General features: G+C 70.0%; 20 protein-coding genes and 2 tRNA genes. 10 read left to right on the top strand and 12 right to left on the bottom strand.

The window, feature by feature from the left end; all coding sequences use genetic code 11:
- The first annotated feature begins 81 nt into the window (after positions 1-81).
- The gene (locus ACFZDK_RS31255; protein ID WP_390977264.1) at positions 82-1,047 is read left to right on the top strand and encodes a hypothetical protein; all 966 of its coding nucleotides are present in this window, start codon (positions 82-84) and stop codon (positions 1,045-1,047) included.
- Positions 1,048-1,125: 78 nt separating this feature from the next.
- Here the strand turns inward: ACFZDK_RS31255 and clpX are convergent, their stop codons facing one another.
- The 5 genes from clpX to ACFZDK_RS31230 form a co-directional block, all read right to left on the bottom strand.
- Positions 1,126-2,412, bottom strand: coding sequence for an ATP-dependent Clp protease ATP-binding subunit ClpX (gene clpX, locus ACFZDK_RS31250; protein WP_189261442.1), 1,287 nt, complete (start codon positions 2,410-2,412; stop codon positions 1,126-1,128).
- A gap of 189 nt (positions 2,413-2,601) precedes the next feature.
- Positions 2,602-3,267, bottom strand: coding sequence for an ATP-dependent Clp protease proteolytic subunit (locus ACFZDK_RS31245; protein ID WP_390977263.1), 666 nt, complete (start codon positions 3,265-3,267; stop codon positions 2,602-2,604).
- Positions 3,268-3,334: 67 nt separating this feature from the next.
- Positions 3,335-3,943, bottom strand: a complete 609-nt coding sequence (locus ACFZDK_RS31240) for an ATP-dependent Clp protease proteolytic subunit (RefSeq protein ID WP_390977320.1) — start codon at positions 3,941-3,943, stop codon at positions 3,335-3,337.
- Positions 3,944-4,315: 372 nt separating this feature from the next.
- A complete protein-coding gene (tig, locus tag ACFZDK_RS31235) occupies positions 4,316-5,704 on the bottom strand; it encodes a trigger factor (protein WP_390977262.1) in 1,389 nt (462 codons plus the stop codon).
- Positions 5,705-5,891: 187 nt separating this feature from the next.
- Positions 5,892-5,968: transfer RNA gene (locus ACFZDK_RS31230), tRNA-Pro, on the bottom strand.
- 152 nt (positions 5,969-6,120) lie between these two features.
- Here ACFZDK_RS31230 and ACFZDK_RS31225 point away from each other — a divergent pair.
- Positions 6,121-6,191: transfer RNA gene (locus ACFZDK_RS31225), tRNA-Gly, on the top strand.
- 77 nt (positions 6,192-6,268) lie between these two features.
- Here ACFZDK_RS31225 and ACFZDK_RS31220 read toward each other — a convergent pair.
- Complete coding sequence (locus ACFZDK_RS31220) at positions 6,269-6,463, bottom strand: hypothetical protein (protein ID WP_390977261.1); 195 nt, start codon at positions 6,461-6,463, stop codon at positions 6,269-6,271.
- Positions 6,464-6,925: 462 nt separating this feature from the next.
- Here ACFZDK_RS31220 and ACFZDK_RS31215 point away from each other — a divergent pair, with 462 nt between their 5' ends.
- Positions 6,926-8,044 carry an acyltransferase family protein gene (locus tag ACFZDK_RS31215; RefSeq protein WP_390977260.1) on the top strand — a complete coding sequence of 373 codons (1,119 nt, stop codon included), beginning with the start codon at positions 6,926-6,928 and terminating at the stop codon, positions 8,042-8,044.
- A gap of 6 nt (positions 8,045-8,050) precedes the next feature.
- Here ACFZDK_RS31215 and ACFZDK_RS31210 read toward each other — a convergent pair whose 3' ends face one another.
- On the bottom strand, positions 8,051-8,503 hold the full coding sequence (locus ACFZDK_RS31210) for an HD domain-containing protein (protein ID WP_390977259.1): 453 nt from the start codon (positions 8,501-8,503) through the stop codon (positions 8,051-8,053).
- Between the two features lies 1 nt (position 8,504).
- Positions 8,505-9,668 carry a SpoIIE family protein phosphatase gene (locus tag ACFZDK_RS31205; RefSeq protein ID WP_390977258.1) on the bottom strand — a complete coding sequence of 388 codons (1,164 nt, stop codon included), beginning with the start codon at positions 9,666-9,668 and terminating at the stop codon, positions 8,505-8,507.
- Positions 9,669-9,843: 175 nt separating this feature from the next.
- Between ACFZDK_RS31205 and ACFZDK_RS31200 the strand changes: the two genes are divergently transcribed.
- Positions 9,844-11,085 (top strand): GNAT family N-acetyltransferase, encoded by a 1,242-nt coding sequence (locus ACFZDK_RS31200; RefSeq protein WP_390977257.1) that lies wholly within the window; start codon positions 9,844-9,846, stop codon positions 11,083-11,085.
- 7 nt (positions 11,086-11,092) lie between these two features.
- Here the strand turns inward: ACFZDK_RS31200 and ACFZDK_RS31195 are convergent, their stop codons facing one another.
- Complete coding sequence (locus ACFZDK_RS31195; RefSeq protein WP_390977256.1) at positions 11,093-11,896, bottom strand: DNA-formamidopyrimidine glycosylase family protein; 804 nt, start codon at positions 11,894-11,896, stop codon at positions 11,093-11,095.
- Between the two features lie 146 nt (positions 11,897-12,042).
- Positions 12,043-12,528 carry a ribose-5-phosphate isomerase gene (locus ACFZDK_RS31190; RefSeq protein ID WP_390977255.1) on the bottom strand — a complete coding sequence of 162 codons (486 nt, stop codon included), beginning with the start codon at positions 12,526-12,528 and terminating at the stop codon, positions 12,043-12,045.
- Between the two features lie 217 nt (positions 12,529-12,745).
- On the opposite strand from ACFZDK_RS31190, the gene ACFZDK_RS31185 reads away from it, so the two are divergent.
- Complete coding sequence (locus tag ACFZDK_RS31185) at positions 12,746-14,170, top strand: amino acid permease (RefSeq protein ID WP_390977254.1); 1,425 nt, start codon at positions 12,746-12,748, stop codon at positions 14,168-14,170.
- Between the two features lie 3 nt (positions 14,171-14,173).
- Here ACFZDK_RS31185 and ACFZDK_RS31180 read toward each other — a convergent pair whose 3' ends face one another.
- Entirely contained in the window at positions 14,174-15,850 is a 1,677-nt protein-coding gene (locus ACFZDK_RS31180; RefSeq protein WP_390977319.1) for a protein kinase, read from the bottom strand.
- Between the two features lie 372 nt (positions 15,851-16,222).
- Here ACFZDK_RS31180 and ACFZDK_RS31175 point away from each other — a divergent pair, with 372 nt between their 5' ends.
- Positions 16,223-16,879, top strand: a complete 657-nt coding sequence (locus tag ACFZDK_RS31175) for an LPXTG cell wall anchor domain-containing protein (RefSeq protein WP_390977318.1) — start codon at positions 16,223-16,225, stop codon at positions 16,877-16,879.
- A 68-nt stretch (positions 16,880-16,947) separates the two neighbouring features.
- Here the strand turns inward: ACFZDK_RS31175 and ACFZDK_RS31170 are convergent, their stop codons facing one another.
- Positions 16,948-17,538, bottom strand: a complete 591-nt coding sequence (locus tag ACFZDK_RS31170; protein ID WP_390977253.1) for a biotin transporter BioY — start codon at positions 17,536-17,538, stop codon at positions 16,948-16,950.
- Positions 17,539-17,981: 443 nt separating this feature from the next.
- Here ACFZDK_RS31170 and ACFZDK_RS31165 point away from each other — a divergent pair, with 443 nt between their 5' ends.
- From ACFZDK_RS31165 to ACFZDK_RS31150, 4 genes are all read left to right on the top strand, one after another.
- On the top strand, positions 17,982-19,169 hold the full coding sequence (locus ACFZDK_RS31165) for an ROK family protein (protein WP_390977251.1): 1,188 nt from the start codon (positions 17,982-17,984) through the stop codon (positions 19,167-19,169).
- 195 nt (positions 19,170-19,364) lie between these two features.
- Positions 19,365-20,432, top strand: coding sequence for an ABC transporter substrate-binding protein (locus ACFZDK_RS31160; RefSeq protein ID WP_390977250.1), 1,068 nt, complete (start codon positions 19,365-19,367; stop codon positions 20,430-20,432).
- Positions 20,429-21,274, top strand: a complete 846-nt coding sequence (locus ACFZDK_RS31155) for an ABC transporter permease subunit (RefSeq protein WP_390977249.1) — start codon at positions 20,429-20,431, stop codon at positions 21,272-21,274. The genes ACFZDK_RS31160 and ACFZDK_RS31155 overlap by 4 nt, the downstream gene beginning before the upstream one ends.
- A complete protein-coding gene (locus tag ACFZDK_RS31150) occupies positions 21,250-21,963 on the top strand; it encodes an ATP-binding cassette domain-containing protein (protein WP_390977247.1) in 714 nt (237 codons plus the stop codon). Before ACFZDK_RS31155 ends, ACFZDK_RS31150 begins: the two co-directional genes overlap by 25 nt.
- Positions 21,964-21,991: the final 28 nt, after the last annotated feature.

Raw genomic sequence — 21,991 nt, 5'->3', positions numbered from 1 at the left:
GGTGGGACCCCCACGCCATGGGTTCCCTGTGACTGCGCCAGGATGTCAGGAACACATAAGCATCTGGAGGGGAACCCAGAGATGAGCTACAACCAGCCGGGCCCGTACGGCGGGCCGCCGCCGCAGCAGCCGGGCCCGTACGGATCGCAGCCGGGTCCGTACGGCCAGCCGCCGCAGGCGCCCCAGCCCGGCTATGGCTACCCCCAGCAGGCCCCGCCGGCGGCCCCGCCGCAGCCGGGCTACGGCTACCCGCAGCAGGGCCCGCCGGTCCCGCCGCAGCAGAACCCCTACGGCCAGCAGCAGCCGCCCTACGGCCAGCCCCCGTACGGCCAGCAGCCCTACGGCGTCCCGCAGCCGCCGGTCCCGGGCGGCGGGAAGAAGAAGACGGGCCTGATCATCGGGGCGGTCGCGGTGGTCGCCGCCGTCGCGGTCGGGGCGTACTTCGTGCTCGCCGGCAGCGGCTCGGGGCTGAAGGACGACGGGCCGCACAAGCTCTCCGCGCCGGCCGCGATCCTGTCCGCCAAGTACAAGCGGGTGGGTGACTCCAGCGAGCAGAAGGCGAGTTCGAGCGACGCGAAGGACCTCGCCAAGTCCGGTGTCACCGGTGCCACCTCGGTCAGCGCGATCTACTCGACCGTCGATCTGCAGTCCCTGGACACCAGCGACCCGACGGACGTGGCGAAGGCGCAGACCGCCGAGAACGTCACCTTCTTCGGGGTGTACGGCACGGTGAAGGACCCCGAGGCCGCGCTGGACGCCACCTTCGCCAACATGAAGAAGGACAGCTCCTCGGGCGACGACGTGCAGTTCGTCGGCGACGCGCAGTCCGTCTCGCCCGACGGCCTGGACGGCGCGGTGATGAAGTGCCAGCAGGCCAGGGGCAAGAACCAGCTCACCGGCAAGGACCAGACGGCCTACCTGTGCATCTGGGCGGACTACAGCACCATCGGCATGGTGGAGCCGACGGCAGCGGTGAAGACGTACAGCCTCGACGACTCGGCGAAGATCGCGGCCGACGTACGCGGTGAGGCCCGCGTCGCCAGGTAGGGCCTGCCCGCACCCTTTTGGCACACACGAAAGCGCCGGGCTCTCCGAGGAGGGCCCGGCGCTTCGGTGTTGGCGGGGTTACGCCGACTTCTGCTCCCCCGAGCCCCGGCCGCGCGCGTCGCGCGGGATCAGGGTCGGGTTGACGTTGGAGTGGACGACGTCGGCCGTGATGACCACGCGGGCCACGTCCTTGCGGGACGGGACCTCGTACATCACGGACATGAGGACCTCTTCCATGATGGCGCGCAGGCCGCGCGCGCCGGTCTGGCGGAGGATCGCCTGGTCGGCGATGGCCTCCAGGGCCTCGCGCTCGAAGTCCAGCTCCACGCCGTCGAGTTCGAAGAGGCGCTGGTACTGCTTGACCAGGGCGTTGCGCGGCTCGATGAGGATCTGGAGGAGCGCCTCGCGGTCCAGGTTGTGGACCGAGGTGATGACGGGGAGACGGCCGATGAACTCGGGGATCATGCCGAACTTGACCAGGTCCTCGGGCATGACGTCCTCGAACTGGTCCTTCGACTGCAGCTCCCGCTTGGAGCGGATGGTGGCGCCGAAGCCGATGCCCTTGGCGCCCGCCCGGGACTCGATGATCTTCTCCAGGCCGGCGAAGGCACCGCCCACGATGAACAGGACGTTCGTCGTGTCGATCTGGATGAACTCCTGGTGCGGGTGCTTGCGGCCGCCCTGCGGCGGGACGGAGGCCGTGGTGCCTTCGAGGATCTTGAGCAGGGCCTGCTGGACACCCTCGCCGGAGACGTCCCGCGTGATCGAAGGATTTTCGCTCTTTCGGGCTACCTTGTCGATCTCGTCGATGTAGATGATCCCGGTCTCGGCCTTCTTGACGTCGTAGTCGGCCGCCTGGATCAGCTTGAGGAGGATGTTCTCCACGTCCTCACCCACATAGCCCGCCTCCGTCAGCGCGGTCGCGTCGGCGATCGCGAACGGGACGTTCAGCATGCGGGCCAGGGTCTGCGCCAGGAGGGTCTTGCCGGAGCCCGTGGGGCCCAGCAGGAGGATGTTGGACTTCGCCAACTCGATGGCGTCGTCGCGGCCTTGGGCGCCGCCGTTCTCCCCTGCCTGGACGCGCTTGTAGTGGTTGTACACCGCGACCGAGAGGGCCTTCTTGGCGGGCTCCTGGCCCACCACGTAGCCCTCCAGGAACTCGTAGATCTCGCGGGGCTTGGGGAGTTCCTCCCAGCGCACCTCGCTCGTCTCGGCGAGTTCCTCCTCGATGATCTCGTTGCAGAGATCGATGCACTCGTCGCAGATGTACACACCGGGCCCTGCGATGAGCTTCTTGACCTGCTTCTGGCTCTTGCCGCAGAACGAGCACTTGAGCAGATCGCCGCCGTCACCGATGCGTGCCACGGTGTGCTTCCCCTTCGCCTGGGAGACGCCTGGACTCTTTCGAATCCAGCGGCTCCTGGTGCTGCCTTATGTCGACGGTACCTTGCCGGGCCCCTCGTACGGGCCCCCCTTGGCACGGTTCACTTTGACGTGCACCTTGCCGAGCACGCGGTCAAACCATGCCAAGGGCGGCAGAGACTACATCCTCTGTCAGAGGACCGACGGGTTGTTCATCTTCCGGGTGGAGATGATCTGGTCCACGATGCCGTACTCCAGCGCTTCCTCGGCCGTGAGGATCTTGTCGCGCTCGATGTCCTCGCGGACCTTCTCGATCGGCCGGTTGGAGTGCTTGGCCAGCATGTTCTCCAGCTGCTCACGCATCCGCGTGAACTCGTTGGCGATGATCTCCAGGTCGGAGAGCTGGCCGCGGCCGGTGGAACCGGCCGGCTGGTGGATCAGCACCCGGGAGTTCGGCAGCGCCATGCGCTTGCCGGGCGTGCCCGCGGCCAGCAGGATCGCCGCGGCGGAGGCCGCCTGGCCCATGCAGACCGTCTGGATGTCGGGCTTCACGAACTGCATGGTGTCGTAGATCGCCGTGAGGGCGGTCATGTCGCCACCAGGGCTGTTGATGTAGATCGAGATGTCCCGGTCCGGGTCCATCGACTCCAGGCACAGCAGCTGCGCCATGACGTCGTTGGCGGAGGCGTCGTCGATCTGGACGCCGAGGAAGATCACGCGCTCCTCGAAGAGCTTCGCGTACGGGTCGTACTCGCGGATGCCCTGGGAGGTGCGCTCGACGAAGCGCGGGATGACGTAGCGGGCGTCGGGCCGGGGCCCGTCGTAGCGGGCGTCAGCGGCGCCGGGAATGTTGCTCATGAGGGTGTTCACCGTCCTGGTGGCGTTCGGGGGGCTGGAGTCTCGGCGGAGTGCGGCCTGGCCGGGCTCAGGCGGCGCCGGTGCCGCCGCCTCCCGGAACACCGGAGGCATGCGTGATGATCCCGTCGATAAGACCGTACTCCTTGGCCTCTTCCGGGGTGAACCAGCGGTCGCGGTCGCCGTCGCGGACGATCGTCTCGACGGACTGACCGGAGTGCAGGGCGGTCAGCTCGGACATGGTCTTCTTGGTGCGCAGCAGGTACTGGGCCTGGATCTTGATGTCCGAGACCGTACCGCCCAGGCCCGCGGAGCCCTGGTGCATCATGATGTCGGTGTGCGGCAGCGCGAAGCGCTTGCCCGCGGTACCGCCGGTGAGCAGGAACTGGCCCATCGAGGCCGCCATGCCCATCGCGATGGTCACCACGTCGTTCGGGATGAACTGCATGGTGTCGTAGATCGCCATGCCGGCCGTCACCGAACCGCCGGGGCTGTTGATGTAGAGGAAGATGTCCTTGGTGGGCTCGGCCGCGAGCAGCAGCAGCTGCGCGGTGATCTTGTTGGCGATGTCGTCGTCCACCTGCTGACCCAGGAAGATGATCCGCTCGCCGAGCAGCCGGTTGTAGACCTGGTCGCCGAGGCCACCACCGATGGAAGGCTCGCCGGCGGCGGAGGGCATCAGATTCGTCACGTATCCACCTGCTCGTCTTACGACGGCGCCGGGCCGTCTCACGTTTCCGTAGCCGGGGGCTTGGCTGCCCTCGTACTCATGGACCCTAACGCGATGGTCCCTTCGGGGAATCCCGGTAACAGGGCTGTTCGCCGGGGGCGTAGCGGCAACGCCGGTGGTCCGATGGCTACTCGCCGTGGTTGCGTCGGTGCGTGGGCGCGTGCGGGTGCGTCGCGGTTGCTCGCGCCCACGCGGCGGTGGCCGCATATCGAACACAGCCCCGCGCCCCTTTCGGGGCGCTGATCCCCGAGCTCTACGACAAAGGGGCCCCCGGGACAGTGCCCAGGAGCCCCTCTGTACGCCGTTACGGGCGCCGTGGGGTCAGCCCTCGGCCTTCTCCTCGTCGGCGGCCTCGGGGGACTCGTCGGCGGCCTCGGGGGCCTCCGTCTCGTCCTCGTCCTCGTCGTCCAGGTCGACGAGCTCGCCGTTGGTGTCCTTCACCGTGGCGGCCTCGACCACGACGGCCAGGGCCTTGCCGCGGGCGACCTCGCCGACCAGGAGCGGAACCTGGCCGCCCTCGACGACGGCCTGGGCGAACTGGTCGGGGGACATGCCGGAGGAGGCCGCACGCCGCATGAGGTGCTCGGTGAGCTCCTCCTGGTTGACGTTGAGGTTCTCCTTCTTGACCAGCTCGTCGAGGACGAACTGGGTCTTGATGCCCTTGACCGCGGCCTCGCGGGTCTCGGTCTCGAACTCCTCGGCGGTCTTGCCCTGGATCTCCAGGTACTTCTCGAGGTCGAGGCCCATCTGGCCGAGCTGGTGGTGCTCCAGGTTGTGCTTGCGGGTGTTGATCTCGTCCTCGAGGAGCTTCTCGGGGACGGGCACCTCGACGAGCTCCAGGAGCTTCTCCAGGACGCGCTCCTGGGCCTGGGTGGCCTGGTCGTACGTCTTCATGTTGGCGAGCCGCTTGCGGCTGTCGGCCCTGAGCTCGTCCAGGGTGTCGAACTCGGAGGCGAGCTGCGCGAACTCGTCGTCCAGCTCGGGGAGTTCGCGGGCGGCGACCTGGGTGACCTTGACGGTGACCTCGGCCTCCTTGCCGGCCGCGGAGCCGCCCTTGAGCTCGGAGGCGAAGGTGGCCTCGCCACCGGCCTCCAGGCCCTTCACGGCGTCGTCGATGCCGTCCAGCAGCTCGCCGGAGCCGATGGTGTAGGAGACACCGCTGGCGATGCCGTCCTCCAGCACCTCGCCGTCGACCTTGGCCTCCAGGTCGACGGTGACGACGTCGCCGTCCTCGGCGGCACGCTCGACCGGGGAGGTGGACGCGAAGCGCTCACGGAGCTGCTCCACGGACTTCTCGATGTCCTCGTCGGTCACCTCGACGGCGTCGACCTCGACCTCGATGCCGGTGTAGTCCGGGATCTCCAGGGCGGGGCGGACGTCGACCTCGGCGGTGAAGTTCAGCGTCTCGCCGTCCTTCAGCTCGGTGATGTCGACGTCGGGCTGGCCGAGCGGGCTGAGCTCGGCCTCGTTGACCGCTTCGGTGTAGAACTTCGGGAGCGCGTCGTTGACGGCCTCCTCCAGCACCGCACCGCGACCGAACCGCTGGTCGATGACCCGGGCCGGGATCTTGCCCTTGCGGAAGCCCTTCACCGTGACCTGCTGGTTGATCTTCTGGTACGCCGCGTCGAGGCTGTCCTTGAGCTCCTCGAAGGGCACCTCGACAGTGAGCCGAACCCGGGTCGGGTTCAGGGTCTCCACGGCGCTCTTCACGGTTCGGTCTCCTTGTGGCTGACTTCTTGGGTTCTGCCGGTGCCAGAGGGGCCCGGCGGAGTTTCGCCGCCCGGAGGAGTTCGTAGGCCGCCGTCTGGCGGGCCGGGACACACGGGCACGCAGCTTGCATAGTAACCGCAGCCGCTCAGCGCCCCAAAAGGCGATCAAGACGGACGCCGTCAGGTGGTGGTCGGGGTGGCGGGATTTGAACCCACGGCCTTCCGCTCCCAAAGCGGACGCGCTACCAAGCTGCGCCACACCCCGTATCGGTGCGACACGTAGGGTACATGCCCGGGCTGCCCGCGTCGGCCGCTTTGTTCACCGACATCCGCCCAGACCAACCCATTGGCCCGCGCAGCCCGCGACCCGCTACGATGCCTCCTGTGCCGCGGTCACCGACCTGCGGCGCGTGGTGTGCGGGCGTAGCTCAATGGTAGAGCTTCAGTCTTCCAAACTGACTACGCGGGTTCGATTCCCGTCGCCCGCTCTGCACGGCGAAGGCCCAGGTGAGAGGTTTCCCCCTCTGCCCTGGGCCTTCGGTGCGTCCAGGGGCCGTGGCCACGGTCAGAAGCTGATCGAGTTGATGGTCTGCGCTATCGAGTCGAGGAACCGCTGGATGGACGGGGCCATCCCGGTCGACGCGAGGAAGAAGCCGAACAGGACCGCGACGATCGCGGGGCCGGCCTTGATGTTCCCCCCTCTGATCATCACTACCAGGATGATCGCCAACAGCAGCACCACAGACAGTGAAATGGCCACAACTGATCACACCCTCGGTCGGTTCCGCTCTCCCGGCCCAGGGGTACGACCCCGCACCCCCGCCAGAACCATCGTGCCACCAACCCGGCCGCACTATGCGGTCCGTGACACAACGTCGACAGTGCATCTCACACCGACCGCCGCCCGCACAGTAATTCGAGGGTCCACCCGCCCCTGGATCCACGGCAATTGGCAGAGATGGTTTCCGTGTCCACACAACGCGCGCGCAGCGAATTCGAATTGTTGACACAGGCACCACAGGGCAGGTCCACACGCGGATGTTATGCACCAATTAGTCAGGATGAATAGGGACATCACGGGTGTAAGTGCCGGATGGAACTGCATGAGTAGAGGAGTCGACTCCACTAATGCGGAGGGCGGTTCGGCACGTGTCCCAGCTCATATCCAGGATTCCCGTCGGGGGTTTTACGGAATCCCACAGACATCGCTAAGGTGCCTCAGATGTTTGACGCCGCCACGCCCCCCGGCCAGAACCGAACACCCCGCCCCCCGGCCCGACCGCCGAGAGGCACGGAGCGCGACGCCTTCTTCGACAACGCCAAGTACCTGGCGATCGTGCTGGTCGCGATGGGTCACTCCTGGGAGCCCCTGAAGGGCGACAGCCGCGTCCTGGAGGCGGTGTACTCCGTGGTGTACGCCTTCCACATGCCGGCGTTCATCATCGTCTCCGGCTACTTCTCCCGGAACTTCGACCTGCGCCCGGACCGGCTGAAGCGGCTGGTCACCGGGGTCGTCGTGCCGTACGTCCTGTTCGAGACGGCCTACTCGCTGTTCGAACGCTTCGTCGTCGGCTCCTCCGGCCAGGACATCAGCCTGCTGGACCCCTGGTACCTGACCTGGTTCCTGTGCGCGCTGTTCGCCTGGCGGCTGACCACGCCGATCTGGCGGGCGGTCCGCCACCCGCTGCCGCTCGCTTTCGCCGTCGCGATGCTGGCGTCCGTGTCGCCGAGCATCGGTGACGATCTGGACCTCCAGCGGGTGCTGCAGTTCCTGCCGTACTTCGTGCTCGGCCTGTGCCTGCGGCCCGAGCACTTCCGGCTGGTGCGCAGGTGGCCGGTGCGGATCGCCGCGGTGCCGGTGTTCGCGGTCGCGCTGGCGTTCTCCTGGTGGGCGGTGCCGCGGATGAACACCGCATGGTTCTACCACCGTGACTCCGCGCAGGAACTGGGTGCGCCGTGGTGGTGCGGGCCGGTGATGGTGCTCGCCATGTTCGGCTGCTCGATGGTGCTGACGGCCGCCTTCTTCTCCTGGGTGCCGGGCCGCAGGATGTGGTTCACCGCACTGGGCGCGGGCACGCTCTACGGCTATCTGCTGCACGGTTTCGTCGTGAAGTACGGCGTCCACGCGGGCTGGTTCGACCCGAGGTGGCTGCACGGCCCGCTCGGCGAGATCCTCGTCACCGCGCTCGCCGGCGCCGGGGTGACCCTGCTGTGCACCCGGCCCGTCCGGCGGGTGTTCCGGTTCGCCATGGAGCCGGGGATGGAGTGGGCGTTCCGGCAGGACGCGGCGGAACTGGCCCGGGAGCGCGGCCGGCGCGGCCGGGAGATGGCCAACGCGTGAGTCCGCCTACGCGGGCAGGCCGAGGAGGGCGCGCATCCGGGCGTACTTCTCGGTCAGCCGCTCGCGGGTGGGTCCGTCGAGTACGGCCAGACGGCCGGGGTCCGCGTTGTGCGCGAGATCGGCCTGTTTGACGAGCAGCGCGCCCGGGGTGTCCAGGATGCGGCGCGCGTACGCCTCGGGGTCCTCCCCCTCCCGCTTGGTCAGCGCCAGCACGATGGCCCTGGTACGGGGCGTGAGCGGAGCCGAGCCCAGCCACTCCTCCGTCACGGCGTGATCCTCGACGGAGTCGTGCAGCCACGCGGCGGCGACCTGCTCCGCGTCACCACCACGGCTACGCACCCCTTCGGCGACCGCGGCCAGATGCTCGGCATAGGGCCGCCCGGCCTTGTCGGTCTGCCCGGCGTGGGCGGCGCGGGCGATCGCCTCGACTTCGGGGAGGGAGAGGGGGGTCGGGGTCACGTCACCTGGCCGCTTCGCGGCAGATCAGCAGGAGTGCTCGGTCGTCGTTGACGTCCTTGGCGACGGCCTCGATGAGGTGCCAGGCCGCGCCGTGGAAGCCGCCGGCCACATAGCGGTCGGCCTCGCCGGTCAGCCGGTCCATGCCTTCCATGATGTCCCGGTCGGAAGTCTCCACCAGACCGTCCGTGAAGAGCATCAGGACGTCGCCGGGACGCAGGGAGCCCTTGACCGAGTCGAACTGGGCGCCGTCGTAGACGCCGAGGAGGGGGCCCTCCGCGGCCTTCTCCTCCCAGCGGCCGCTGCCCGCGCTGAGCTGGAGGCCGGGCGGGTGGCCCGCGGAGTACAGCTCGTAGTCGCCGGAGTCGAGGTCCAGGACCAGGTGGATGGAGGTCGCGAAGCCCTCGTCCCAGTCCTGGCGGAGCAGGTAGCCGTTGGCGGCGGGCAGGAAGGCGTGCGGGGGCAGGGAGCCGAGGAGGCCGCCGAAGGCGCCGGAGAGCAGCAGGGCGCGGGACGCCGCGTCCATACCCTTGCCGGAGACGTCCGTGAGGACGACCTCCATGGTGCGGCCGTTGTTGGTGCGGGAGGCGACCACGAAGTCGCCGGAGAAGGACTGGCCGCCGGCCGGCCGCAGGGCCATCTCGCGGTGCCAGCCCGGCGGCAGCTTCGGCAGCTTGCTCTGCACCCGGATGCGTTCGCGCAGGTCGAAGAGCATGGTGCCGCCGCGCCGCCAGGGCACGCCGACCCGGCTGCGGAACTGCGCGGTGAGCAGTCCGAAGAACCCGCAGGCCGCGACGACCAGGACGACGCCCGGGGTGACCCGGGAGGGGCCCTCGGTGTAGGGGCCGAGCCGTACCGACTCCACGATCAGGGCCGTCGCCGCCGCCGCGTACAGGCCGAGCAGGCTCGCCGGGCGCAGCAACAGGCCGCCCGCGATGATCGGCAGGACCAGCAGGGCCGGGGAGAACCACACCGAGTTGGCGAGGGTCATGGCCGCGAGGACCGGGATGGTGAGCAGCAGTCCGACCAGCGCGATCCAGTCGGAGCCGTCGCCGCGGAAGTAGTCCACGGCGCTTCTGCGCAGGCCGACGCGGGCCCGGTGCCACTGCATCTTCCACCGGGCCGTAAGCGTCTCGGCCTTCGCGCGCCGCTCTCGGTCTACTGCCATTAGTTCGGGACCCTATCCATCGGACCAGCTTCTTGGCACGGGAGGTCCCACTTGTCCCCCGTCCGAGGCTCAACTTCGCGTGCGACTTCACAGTGAACTTCACCGGACGCCCTCACGTCGCCGTCCGGGAGAAATTCGCTGGCTCGTCCTGCATTGCCCCTGATAGGCATGGCGTATGGCGACCGACCGTGCGACCGAGTTGAAGGTGCTGCGTCCCGAGGAGTTCGACGGGTGGTGGAAGCACCTGGTGCGGGCCTTCGGCGGGGGTCCGGCGTCGGCCGAGGAGCGTGAACTGGACCGTTCCCTCATCGACTTCGAGCGGTCGCTGGCCGTCTGGGACGGGTCGGAGCTGGTGGGGACGGGCGGCGCGTTCCGGTTCCGGATGACCGTGCCGGGCGGCGCCGTGCTGCCCACCGCGGGGGTCACCATGGTGACCGTGGCCGCGACGCACCGGCGGCGCGGGGTGCTGACCTCGATGATGCGCCGCCAGCTGGACGACGTACGGGAGTGGGGCGAGCCGCTGGCCGCGCTGACCGCCTCCGAGCCGGCGATCTACGGCCGCTTCGGGTACGCCGCCGCGACCTTCCGGCTGCAGGCCGAGATCGACACGAGCCGGGTCACCCTGGACGTGCCGGCCGGCACCGACGACGTACGGCTGCGGTACGCCGCGCCGGCCGAGGTGCTCGCCGCGTGCGAGGCGGTGTACGCGCGGACGGTGCCGCTGCGGCCCGGGATGCTGGCCCGGCAGCCCGGCTGGGAGCGGGCGGCGCTGCTGGACCCGGAGAGCGAGCGCGACGGGGCGTCGGCGCTGCAGTGCGTGGTCGCCGAGCGGGACGGGGAGGTCACCGGGTACGCCCGGTTCCGCACCAAGCTGGGCTGGTCGGCGAGCGGGCACGACGGCACGGTGTCGCTGGAGGACCTGGCCGCCGTCGACCCCGCGAGCGACGCGGCGCTGTGGCGGTTCCTGTTCGGCATCGACCTGATGTCGAAGCTGACGGTACGGGGGCGGCCGGTGGACGACGCCTGGCAGTACCTGGTCTCCGACATCCGGCGCTGTCTGACGCAGGTGCGGGACATGGGGTACGTCCGTCTCGTCGACGTCGGTGCGGCGCTCGCGGCCCGTACCTACCAGACGCCGGTGGACGTGGTGCTGGCGGTGGAGGACGCCTTCTGCCCCTGGAACACGGGGCGTTGGCGGCTGACCGGGGACCCCAAGGGCGCGTCCTGCGAGCGTACGACGGACCCGGCCGAGCTCGCCCTGTCCGTACGGGAGCTGGGGGCGGCGTACCTCGGCGGGGTGTCCCTGCTGTCGCTGGCGCGGGCCGGCCGGGTGGCCGAGCTGCGGCCGGGGGCGCTGGCGGAGGCGTCGGTGGCGTTCGGGTCACCGGTGCCGCCGTGGCTGCCGCACGGCTTCTAGCGCGCGGTCAGCGCTGCTGGCAGGTGGGGCACCAGAAGAGGTTGCGGGCGGCGAGGTCCGCGGTGCGGATGCCGGTGCCGCAGAGGTGGCAGGGCAGGGTGGCCCGGCGGTAGACGTACACCTCGCCGCCGTGGTCGTCCACGCGCGGCGGGCGGCCCATCGCCTCCGGCGTGTGCTCGGGCCGCACGGTGTCGATCCGGTTGTTCCTGACGCCCTCGCGCATCAGCTCGACGAGATCACCCCAGACGGCGTCCCACTCGCCCGGGGTGAGGTCCCTGCCCGCGCGGTACGGATCGATGCCGTGCCGGAACAGCGCCTCGGCGCGGTAGACGTTGCCGACGCCCGCGATGACCTTCTGGTCCATCAGCAGGGCGGCGACCGTCGTACGACTGCGGGAGATCCTCCGGTACGCCGCGTCCGGGTCGGCGTCGGCACGGAGCGGGTCCGGCCCGAGCCGGGCGTGTATGGCGTCCTTCTCCTCCCCCGTGATCAGGGCGCACGTGGTCGGCCCGCGCAGGTCGACGTACGAGGTGGCGTCCGCGAGCCGCAGCCGGACGGTGTCGGTGGGCGGCGGCGCGGGGGCGTCACCGAACCCCACCTTGCCGAAGAGGCCGAGGTGGATGTGCACCCAGTCGCTGTCGCGGAACCCGAGGAAAAGATGCTTCCCGTGCGCCTCGGTACGGGTGAGGGGGGCGCCGTCGATCAGCGCGGCGGCGTCGGAGAACTTGCCCTGCGGGCTGCTCGCCCTCACGGGCCCGGTGAGCCGACGGTAGTCCAGCGCCAGCCGATGAATGGTGTGCCCCTCCGGCACTTCCGCACTTCCTTCCCACCCACCCATCCGACTCGGTCGGTGGAGGGGTGAACGTCGAGGGGACAGGGAGGAGGGCGCCCGCCACGGCGCAGCGCCCCGTCAGGGGCGCTGGGGGTACCCCCGGCCGAAGGTTGGGGGAGGAACTGCTACGGCTGGGGGTGGTGCGCCGGGATCGGGGGAAGGTCGCCCGTGGTCTCGTACGCCGACAGCATGTCGATGCGACGGATGTGCCGCTCCCCCTCGGAGAACGGCGTGTTGAGGAACGTCTCGACGAACTTCGTCGCCTCGTCCTCCGTGTGCATCCGCGCGCCCACCGCGACGACGTTGGCGTTGTTGTGCTGCCGGCCGAGCGACGCCGTCTCCTCGCTCCAGGCCAGCGCGGCCCGCACGCCCTTCACCTTGTTCGCGGCGATCTGCTCACCGTTGCCGGAGCCGCCGATCACGATGCCGAGGGACCCGGGGTCCGCCGCCGTCCGCTCGGCCGCGCGGAGGCAGAAGGGCGGGTAGTCGTCCTGGGCGTCGTAGATGTGGGGGCCACAGTCGACGGGGTCGTGACCCGCCGCCTTCAGCCACTCGACGAGGTGGTTCTTGAGTTCGAAGCCCGCATGGTCGGAGCCGAGATACACGCGCATGGGATGAGTGTGACACGGGTGTAACCACCCGGCAGGGGCGGGGCCGCATACCCGAAAGCGTCCCGCAAAGTGTGAGCAACACTACAGAACCTCAGGAAAACCTCAAGTAACGATCTGGATTCAAAGGTTCAGGAATCAGCCCACCTCCGTTTCACTGGACCGACTCGTACACCGCTCGTACGAGAGCCCGCTCACCCGGCGCAAAGGAATTCCCCCCATGACTGGCAACGGTCTCCACGCAGGACTCAAGAACCGCCATCTGTCGATGATCGCGATCGGCGGCGTCATCGGCGCCGGCCTCTTCGTCGGCTCCAGTTCCGGAATCGCCACCGCAGGCCCCGGCATCCTGCTGTCGTACGCGCTCGTCGGCACGCTCGTGGTGCTGGTGATGCGGATGCTCGGCGAGATGTCCGCCGCGAACCCCACCTCCGGATCGTTCTCCGCGCACGCGGACCGCGCGCTCGGCCGCTGGGCCGGGTTCTCCATCGGCTGGCTGTACTGGTTCTTCTGGGTCGTGGTGCTGGCGGTCGAGGCCACCGCCGGCGCCAAGATCCTGGAGGGCTGGATCCCGGCCGTGCCGCAGTGGGGCTGGGCGCTGATCGTGATGGTGGTGCTCACCGCCACCAACCTGGTCTCGGTCGGCTCGTACGGCGAGTTCGAGTTCTGGTTCGCCGGCATCAAGGTCGTCGCGATCGGCGCGTTCATCGTCGTCGGTCTGCTGGCCGTGCTCGGCATCCTGCCCGGCGTGCACAGCGACAAGGCGGGCTTCTCGAACCTCACCGACCACGGCGGCTTCCTGCCGCACGGCCCCGGCACCATCCTGACCGGCGTGCTCCTGGTCGTCTTCTCCTTCATGGGCAGCGAGATCGCCACCCTGGCGGCCGGCGAGTCGGAGAACCCGCAGCGCGCGGTCACCAAGTCCACCAACAGCATCATCTGGCGGATCGGCGTCTTCTACCTCGGCTCGATCCTGATCGTGGTCTCGCTGCTGCCGTGGAACGACCCGTCGATCAAGGAGAAGGGCTCGTACGTCGCCGCCCTCGACTCCCTCGGCATCGCGCACGCCGGCGAGATCATGAACTTCATCGTGCTGACGTCCGTGCTGTCCTGTCTCAACTCCGGCCTGTACACGGCCTCCCGGATGGCGTTCTCGCTCGGGCAGCGCGGTGACGCGCCGAAGGCGTTCGCGCGGACCACGTCCCGCGGTGTGCCGATGGCCGCGATCGTCGCCTCCGTCGTCTTCGGCTTCGTCGCCGTCTTCTTCAACTACAAGTTCCCGGACTCGGTCTTCCTCTTCCTCGTCAACTCCTCCGGCGCGGTCGCCCTGTTCGTCTGGCTGGTCATCTGCTTCTCGCAGCTGCGGATGCGGAAGATCATCCAGGCCGAGGCGCCGGAGAAGCTCGTCGTGAAGATGTGGCTGTACCCGTACCTGACCTGGGCGACGGCCGGTCTGATCGTGTTCGTGCTGGGCTACATGCTGACCGACACGGAGGGCGCGAGCAGCGGTCGTACGACCGTGCTGCTGTCGCTGCTGGTCGCGGCGGTCGTCGTCGCCGTCGCCGTGGTGAAGCAGAAGGTGACGGGCGGCCGTACCGCGCAGGCGGCCGTCGCCGAGCCCGCCGACAAGGTGTCCGTCGGCTGACGCTCACAGCAGGGTGAAGCCCTCCTTCACCTGTTCGTACGTCCGTACGGCCTGGGCTTCGATCGCCGGCTGGTACCAGGTGTTGATCTGGTACGACTTGCCGTCGGCGTCGAAGCCCAGCAGCCGTGCGTGCCAGGGGGTGCCCTTGAGGGTGAAGGTGTACTCCCAGACCACCGCCGGGTAGCCGCGGAAGGTCGTCTCGGCCAGCCGGATCTTGCGGTAGTCCTGGCCCTGGTGGGCGCTGCGTTCGGAGGCGGTCCAGCTGTCCATGAGGTCGCCGCGGGCCAGGGAGGACTTGGCGACGAGCTCCTGGCGGCCGTCGGGGGAGGTGTAGTGCACCTCGGCGCCCGTCTTCACGTCCCGCCGCCAGCCCTTGGGGGTGACCCAGGCGAAACCGCCGGCCTCCTCGTGGGCGCCGGGCGGGAGGCTTCGGGGGCGGGTCGTTCCCTCGACCGTGGGCGCGGACGAAGTGGGCTTGGCCGAGGAGGTGCTGGTCGCTTTGTCGTTGTCGCCGCCGCCCGTTGTGGTGGTGAGGAGGACGGCTATGGCGGTGGCCACGGCCGCGGCTCCCAGTACGGCGAGGAGGGTGGTGCGGCGGGGGGTCGCTGCGGGCTCGTCGTGGCTGGTCGCGCCCTGCGGCGGAGCCGCTGATCGATGCAGCCCCGCGCCCCTGTCGGGGCGCTGCAGTTCGGGACGCTGCAACGTGGGGGCCGCCGAATTGCCCGACGGGGTCTCGGACCGTACCTCCGAGCGTTCCGAAGCCGCCTCCGTCGATGCGCTGACCGGCGGCGATATCTGCGTCGGCGGTGGCTGCGGGCGTTCGTCCTCAGGGGGCGGCATGCGGAGCTTCGTCGGGTCGACGTACACCGGTGTCGGGCGTTCCGTCGGCTCGGGCGGCGGGGCCGGATATGTCTGGGTCGGGGTCCGGGTCGGGTACGCCACCGGGCGCAGGGCCTGTTCGACCTCTGCCAGGTCGGGACGGGTGGTGGGGTCCTTCTCCAGGAGTGCGGCCAGAAGTTCGCGCAACGGGCCTGCGGCGGCGGGGAGTTCGGGCTCCTCGTAGAGGACCGCGTGCAGGGTGGCGAGGGTGGTGTCGCGGGAGAAGGGGGAGCGGCCGGCCAGGGCCGCGCAGAGGGTCGCGCCGAGCGACCAGACGTCGGAGGGCGGGCCCTGCGGGCGGCCGGAGATCCGCTCGGGGGCCATGTAGTCGGGGGAGCCGACCAGCATGCCGACCATGGTGAGCGCCTTGGCGTCCTGGATCGCCGCGATGCCGAAGTCGGTGAGGACGACCCGGCCGGCGGTGCTCTCGACGAGGACGTTCCCGGGTTTGATGTCGCGGTGCAGCACTCCCCCGGCGTGCACCTGCCGCAGTGCCGCGACCAGGCCGAGACCGATCCGGGCCGCCGCGCGGGGACTCAGCGCCCCCTCCTCGGCCATGATCCATTCAAGGGAGCGGCCGTGCACCAGCTCCATGACGATCCACAGGCGTTCGCCCTCGTCGACGACGTCGTAGACCCGTACGACGTTGGGGTGGTCGATGCGGGCGGTGGCCCTGGCCTCGCGCAGGGTGCGTTCGCGGCGGGTGCGGGTGTCCTCGGCGTCGAGGCCGTCGATCCGCATCTCCTTGACGGCGACCTGCCGGTCGAGTGTCTCGTCGGCGGCCCGCCACACCCGCCCCATTCCTCCCTGGCCGATACTCTCGGCCAGCCGGTAGCGGTCGTTCACCAGCAGCCCCGGGACACCACCCGGCCCCGCGCTCCCCGCGTTCCCTGGACCAACGGAATTCCCCGGCCCCTCTGAATTCCCTGAACTCCCTGAATTCTCCGGCAATTCGCTGCACCCCCTCAACGACCGCCCCTGCTGACACACAATGGTCACACTTACGGCCGTACCAGCATAGTGCGGAGAAATCTTGTGGTACCTCTTCAAGTGGCCGCGAATTCAGGCGCGGTCCAGGGGGTTGCAAGGGGGACGAACATGAGTTCTCGTCGTATGGCCCGGCGGCTGGCCGTGGTCACGGGGTCGCTGGTCACGGCATCTTTCTCGGCCGTGATGATCCTGCCGTTCACGGCCGCCGCCGATGACCAGGGACCGGGAAGCAGCAAGGGGGGAAAGGCGGTTGACCAGGCACCCGAGGGTGTGAAGCTGACGACCACGTTGCCCGAGAAGATCTCCGTCGACAACAGTTCGCAGAAAACGGCGATTACCGCGACCGTCAAGAACGAGGGGACCAAGGAGAGCGGCGACATCAGGCTTTTGGTGGTCGGTTTCGACGGCCTGAAGGTGAGCGGCGTCAAGGGCTGCGACGCGATCGCCGCGAAGGATCTGCCGGCCGGTTCGAACAGCGGTTTCAGTTGCCCGGTCGGCGCACTCGGCGCGGGCAAGTCGAAGTCGTACGCGGTCGACGCCACGTTCGACCTGGGCAAGACCGGGAAGATCTGCCTGCCCGTGCAGAGCGCGGACGGGAAGAAGACGTTCTGGCAGCAGGGCCCGGTGCCGTTCGGTACGACGAACCCGTCGCCGAACGCCCCGGCCACCCCGTTGCTGCTGGGCACCGACAACAAGCCGGTGGGGCCGGGCGGGGACCAGCTGCCGAAGACCGGCGCGGGACGTGACGTACTGCCGCTCGGCGCGGCCGGTGCGGCGCTGATCGCGGCGGGCGCGGCGGGGGTGTGGTGGTCGCAGCGGCGGCCGCGGCAGCAGTCGTAACCGGCCGGGAACAGCACAGGGGCCCGGGGTGCTTGCCGCACCCCGGGCCCCTGTCGTCCGCCGTCGGGTCAGCGCTGGCCGACGAGCTTCCAGGCCGCGGGCATCGCGCCCATCGCCAGGAGCGCCTTCACGGCGTCGCCGATCAGGAACGGGGTGAGGCCGGCCGCGATCGCCGCGGACGCGGACATGCCGGCGGCGAAGGCCAGGTAGGGCACGCCGATCGCGTAGATGACCGCCTCGCCGAGCACCATGGTGGCCGCCATGCGCAGCACACCGCGGTCGGCGCCGCGCCGGGCCAGGGCGCCGACGGCGGCGGAGGCCAGCAGCATGCCGAGGATGTAGCCGAAGGAGACGGAGAGGCCGGAGGTGCCGCTCGCGAACCACGGCACGCCCATGAGGCCGGCCAGCGCGTACAGGGCGAGGGAGGCGACACCGCGGCGGGCGCCGAGGCTGGTGCCGACGAGCAGGGCCGCGAAGGTCTGGCCGGTCACCGGCACCGGGGAGCCGGGCACGGGGACGGCGATCTGGGCGGCGAGGCCGGTGAGCGCGGCGCCGCCGAGCACGAGGGCGGCATCGCGCACCCGGGACGCGGGCAGGAGGTCGGCGAGGACGGTGCCGGTGTGGCTGGAGGCGGTCGCGGTCGCGGTGGCGGTGCTCATGGGGACTCCGCGGGGTGAGGGTGGACAAGCGGGGAACACCGTGACGCTATCCCGGCCGGTCTGAGCCGGACACGTCAGCGGTCGACAAAGGCCGGAAGCGACGCTTGGTGGGCTCCCCACAAAGGATGTGGGTTACACCCGGTACGGCGTGACACCGATCACTGAGGCAGAGATGTTTCACTCACGTCAACGGCGTTGAACAGGCCTGTGGAGTTCCGCCAATCGAATCCCAGCACTCTGGTGGGATTCAAGGTTTCTGGCCTACGCTTCCGGACATGGTCGCCCAGTCCCGGAACTTCACGTCGCGTCGCTATGTCGACCTGCGACGGCAAGGGGCTGCCGTCTGTCGCCGGCCGCTCTGAGGCCGCGCGGCGGGAGACCGTCCGGCGCGCCTCGGCTCCCGAGACGAGACGTGTCGGCCCCGTTCCCGAGGACGGTTTCCCATGCCCCGTACCGCGGCACCCCCGCATCCCCTCTCTCCCCCCGGCGACCGGCGGCGGACCAGCGCCAGTGTGGTCCTGCGCTCGGTCCTGGAGCACGGGCCGGTGGCCCGCTCCACCATCGCCCGGCTGACCGGGCTGTCGCCGGCCTCCGTCACCGACTACTGCGCCCGGTTCACCGAACTCGGCCTGATCCGGGAGGCCGAGGCGCCGCGCCGGGTGAACGGCGTGGGCCGGCCGCATGTGCCCGTCGACCTGGACGACTCGCGGTTCGTGGTGGGCGGGGTGCACGTGGCCGTGCCGTACACCACGGTCGCGCTGCTCGACCTGCGCGGACGGGTCGTCGTCCGCAGGGAGTTGAAGCACGGCGACACCGGTCCCCGCGCGGTGCTGGAGCGGGCCGCCGCCGGGCTGGCCGCGCTGCTCGCCGAGGTGCCGGGCAGCCGGCCGCTGGGGGTCGGGGTGGCCGTCGGCGGCTGGGTGGACCGGGACTCCGGGACCGTCGTCGAGCATCCGCTGCTGGGCTGGCGCGAGGTGCCGGTGCGCGAGCTGCTCGGCGCGCGCACCGGGCTGCCGGTCCATGTGGACGGGCACGCCCGGGCGTTGGTCAACGGGGAGCGGCTGTTCGGGCGGGCCCGGGGCAGCCGGAGCGTGCTGCACCTGTTCGTCGGGAACGTGGTCGACGCGGCCTTCGCCACCGGCGAGGAGGTGCACCACGGCCCGCGCTCGCAGGCCGGCACGATCGCCCATCTCCCGGTGCCGGGCGGCACCGAGCCGTGCGGCTGCGGACGCACCGGCTGTCTCCAGGTGGAACTGAGCGAGCGGACGCTGGTGCGGCGGGCCCGGGCGGCCGGGGTCGTCGACGGCGGCAACCCGATGCACGTCCTCGCGGCGGCGCGGGCCGGTGACCCGGCGGCCACAGAGCTGCTGGTGGAGCGGGCGCGGCTGACCGGACGGGCGGCGGCGCTGCTGCTCGACGTGCTCAACCCGGAGAGCGTGGTCGTCACCGAGGTGGGGGTGCTGTACCGGGAGGACTGTCTCGCCGCGCTGCGGGAGGCGGTCGGACCGGAACGCGCCGCCGTGGTCGCGCCGACCAGTTTCGGCGACTCGGTGCTGGCGGTGGCGGGCGGTTCGGTGGTCCTGGACGTGCTGTACCGGGATCCGCTGAGCGCGTCACCACGGCTTATTTAATTCAGAAACTCGGAATATTGACAGCCATCGCACACGGCAAGGAACATCCTGCTCATGACCTGTCGCACCCTCTGTTGCTGACGTCTTGACGCGCTGCGAGCGCGCATTTCTCTCTGCGTGAGATCTCTCTTTCCGGCCCTCTGTCGCCGGGAATTCGCCCTGCCTTTCTGCTGCTTTTCCCCTCGGAGCCCTCCCATGTCCTCTGCGTCCTCCCCCGGCCTCGACCGCCGGCTCTTCCTCACCTCGCTGCTCGGCGCCTCGGCGGCCGTGGCCGGGCTCGGCGGCTGCGCCGGTGGCAGTGCCGCCGCCGACACCGCGGCCGCCTCCACGGCTCCGCTGGCCGCCAAGGTCCCGGCCGGGACCAGCCTGAAGATCGCCTCCTATCTGGGCACCCAGCAGTTGCAGTTCAAGCTGGCGAAACTGCCCGCGCTGCCGTTCACGGTGTCGAGCTGGGTGAACATCGGGGCCGGTCCCGATGTCATCAACGCGTTCCGCGCCAAGTCCCTGGACCTCGCGAACAACGCGGGTATTCCGCCGATCCAGGCGCAGTTCCAGGGATTCGCGGCGAAGATCGTGGCGATCAACATCACCCGCAAGCCGAACTATCTGTTCGCCACCAAGCCGGGCAGCGACATCCGCACGGTCGCCGATTTCCAGGGCAAGAAGCTCGCCTTCTCGCAGGGGCAGGCCCAGGGGGTCGTACTCCTGCGGGCGCTCAAGGAGGCCGGGCTCGCCTACGACGACGTGAAGCTGGTCCCGCTGACCAGCAACCAGTTCCTCACCGCCCTGCAGTCCGGGCAGGTGGACGTAGCCCCGCTGGCCAACACCCAGGCGCCGGCCTACCTCCAGCAGTACGGCTCCAAGGGCGCCCACACCATCGCCACCGACGTCGTCGACCTGCTCAACCTGCTGTGGGCGCCGCAGTCGGTGCTGAACGACAAGGCCAAGGCCGCCGCGATCGCCGCGTACATCCCGGAGTGGGCCAAGGGTCTGGTCTGGCAGTGGGAGAACCCGGACACCTGGAACGAGGAGTTCTACGTCAAGACGCAGAACCTGACCCTCGCCCAGGCCCAAGGCATCACCAAGCTCGCCAACAAGCCGCTGTTCCCGCCGAGTTGGGACGAGGCGATCAAGTGGGAGCAGGAGACCGCCGATCTGCTGGCGGAGGGCGGCTTCGTGAAGAAGACCGACGTCACCGGGCTCTTCGACCACCGCTTCGAGTCCCTCGCCGCGAAGGCCGTACCGGCGGAGTACCGGAAATGACCGCCGTGACCACCGGCACCGTGCCGGTTCCCGTCGCGGAGCAGGAGGCGCACCGGGTCCGGCCGCGCCGCCGGCTCTCCCCCGGCCGCCGGCTGCCCGCCGCCCGGCTGGCCGGTCCGCTCGTCGTCCTCGCCGCCTGGGCCATCGCCTCCGCCGCCGGACAACTCGACCCCGGCGCGATCCCGGCGCCCTGGACCGTCCTGGACACCGCCGTCCACCTGTGGACGGCGGGGACGCTGCGCACCGACATCCTGACCTCCGTGGAGCGGGCCGGGTACGGCTTCGCGATCGGCCTGACCGCCGGGGTGCTGCTGGCCCTGGCCTCCGGGCTCACCCGGACCGGCGAGGCGCTGATCGACGGGACCGTGCAGATCAACCGCGCCATCCCCACCCTCGGCCTGATCCCCCTGTTCATCCTCTGGCTGGGCATCGGCGAGACCTTCAAGATCGCCATCATCGCGATCGTCGTCTACATCCCGGTCTACCTGAACACCCATGCCGCGCTGTCCGCGATCGACAGCCGGTACGTCGAACTCGCCGAGGTGCTGGACCTGTCGAGGCTCCGGTTCATCCGGGAGGTCGTGATCCCCGGCGCGCTGCCCGGATTCTTCGTGGGACTCCGGCTCGGTGTCACCGGATCCTGGCTCGGCCTGGTCGTCCTGGAGCAGATCAACGCCACCAGCGGCCTCGGCTACATGATGTTCCAGGCCCAGAACTACGGGCGCAGCGACATCATCCTCGTCGGTCTGCTGATCTACGGCGTCTTCGGCCTCGTCTCCGACACCGTGGTCCGACTCATCGAACGGAGGGTGCTGTCGTGGCGCCGCACACTGAGCAGCTGACCCGCCCCGCCGTCCGGCTCCGGGGCCTGACCCGGTCGTTCGGGGAGCGCACGGTCCTCGACTCCGTCGACCTCGACCTGCCCGCCGGGCAGTTCACCGCCCTCCTCGGGCACAGCGGCTCCGGCAAGTCCACCCTGCTGCGGGCGGTCGCCGGACTCGACCACGGGGTGGCCGGCAGCGGTGAACTCACCGCCCCCCAGCGGGTGTCGGTGGTCTTCCAGGACTCCCGGCTGCTGCCCTGGCGCCGGGTGCTGGACAACGTGGTGCTGGGTCTGGACGGCAAGGACGCCCACGACCTGGGGCGGGCCGCGCTCGACGAGGTCGGCCTCGGCGGCCGGGAGCGGGCCTGGCCGGGCGAGCTCTCCGGCGGCGAGGCGCAGCGTGCCGCGCTCGCCCGCTCCCTGGTCCGCGAGCCCGAACTGCTCCTCGCCGACGAGCCGTTCGGCGCGCTGGACGCCCTCACCCGCATCAAGATGCACCACCTGCTGCGCGAGCTGTGGAAACGGCACCGCCCGTCCGTGCTGCTCGTCACCCACGACGTCGACGAGGCGATCGTCCTCGCCGACCGGGTGCTCGTCCTGGAGCGCGGGCGGATCGGCCTCGACCTGACCGTCGACCATGACCGCCCCCGCGGCGAGTACCGGAGCCGGCTGCTGGCGGCGCTGGGCGTCACGGAGGACGTGGCGTGACCGTCCGCCGGGGGCTGCGCTCCCGGAC

This window comes from Streptomyces sp. NPDC007901, assembly GCF_042959465.1.
Classification (GTDB): Bacteria; Actinomycetota; Actinomycetes; order Streptomycetales; family Streptomycetaceae; genus Streptomyces.
The sequence above is the reverse complement of the archived record's forward strand: the minus strand, read 5'-3'. Positions and strand labels throughout refer to the sequence as shown.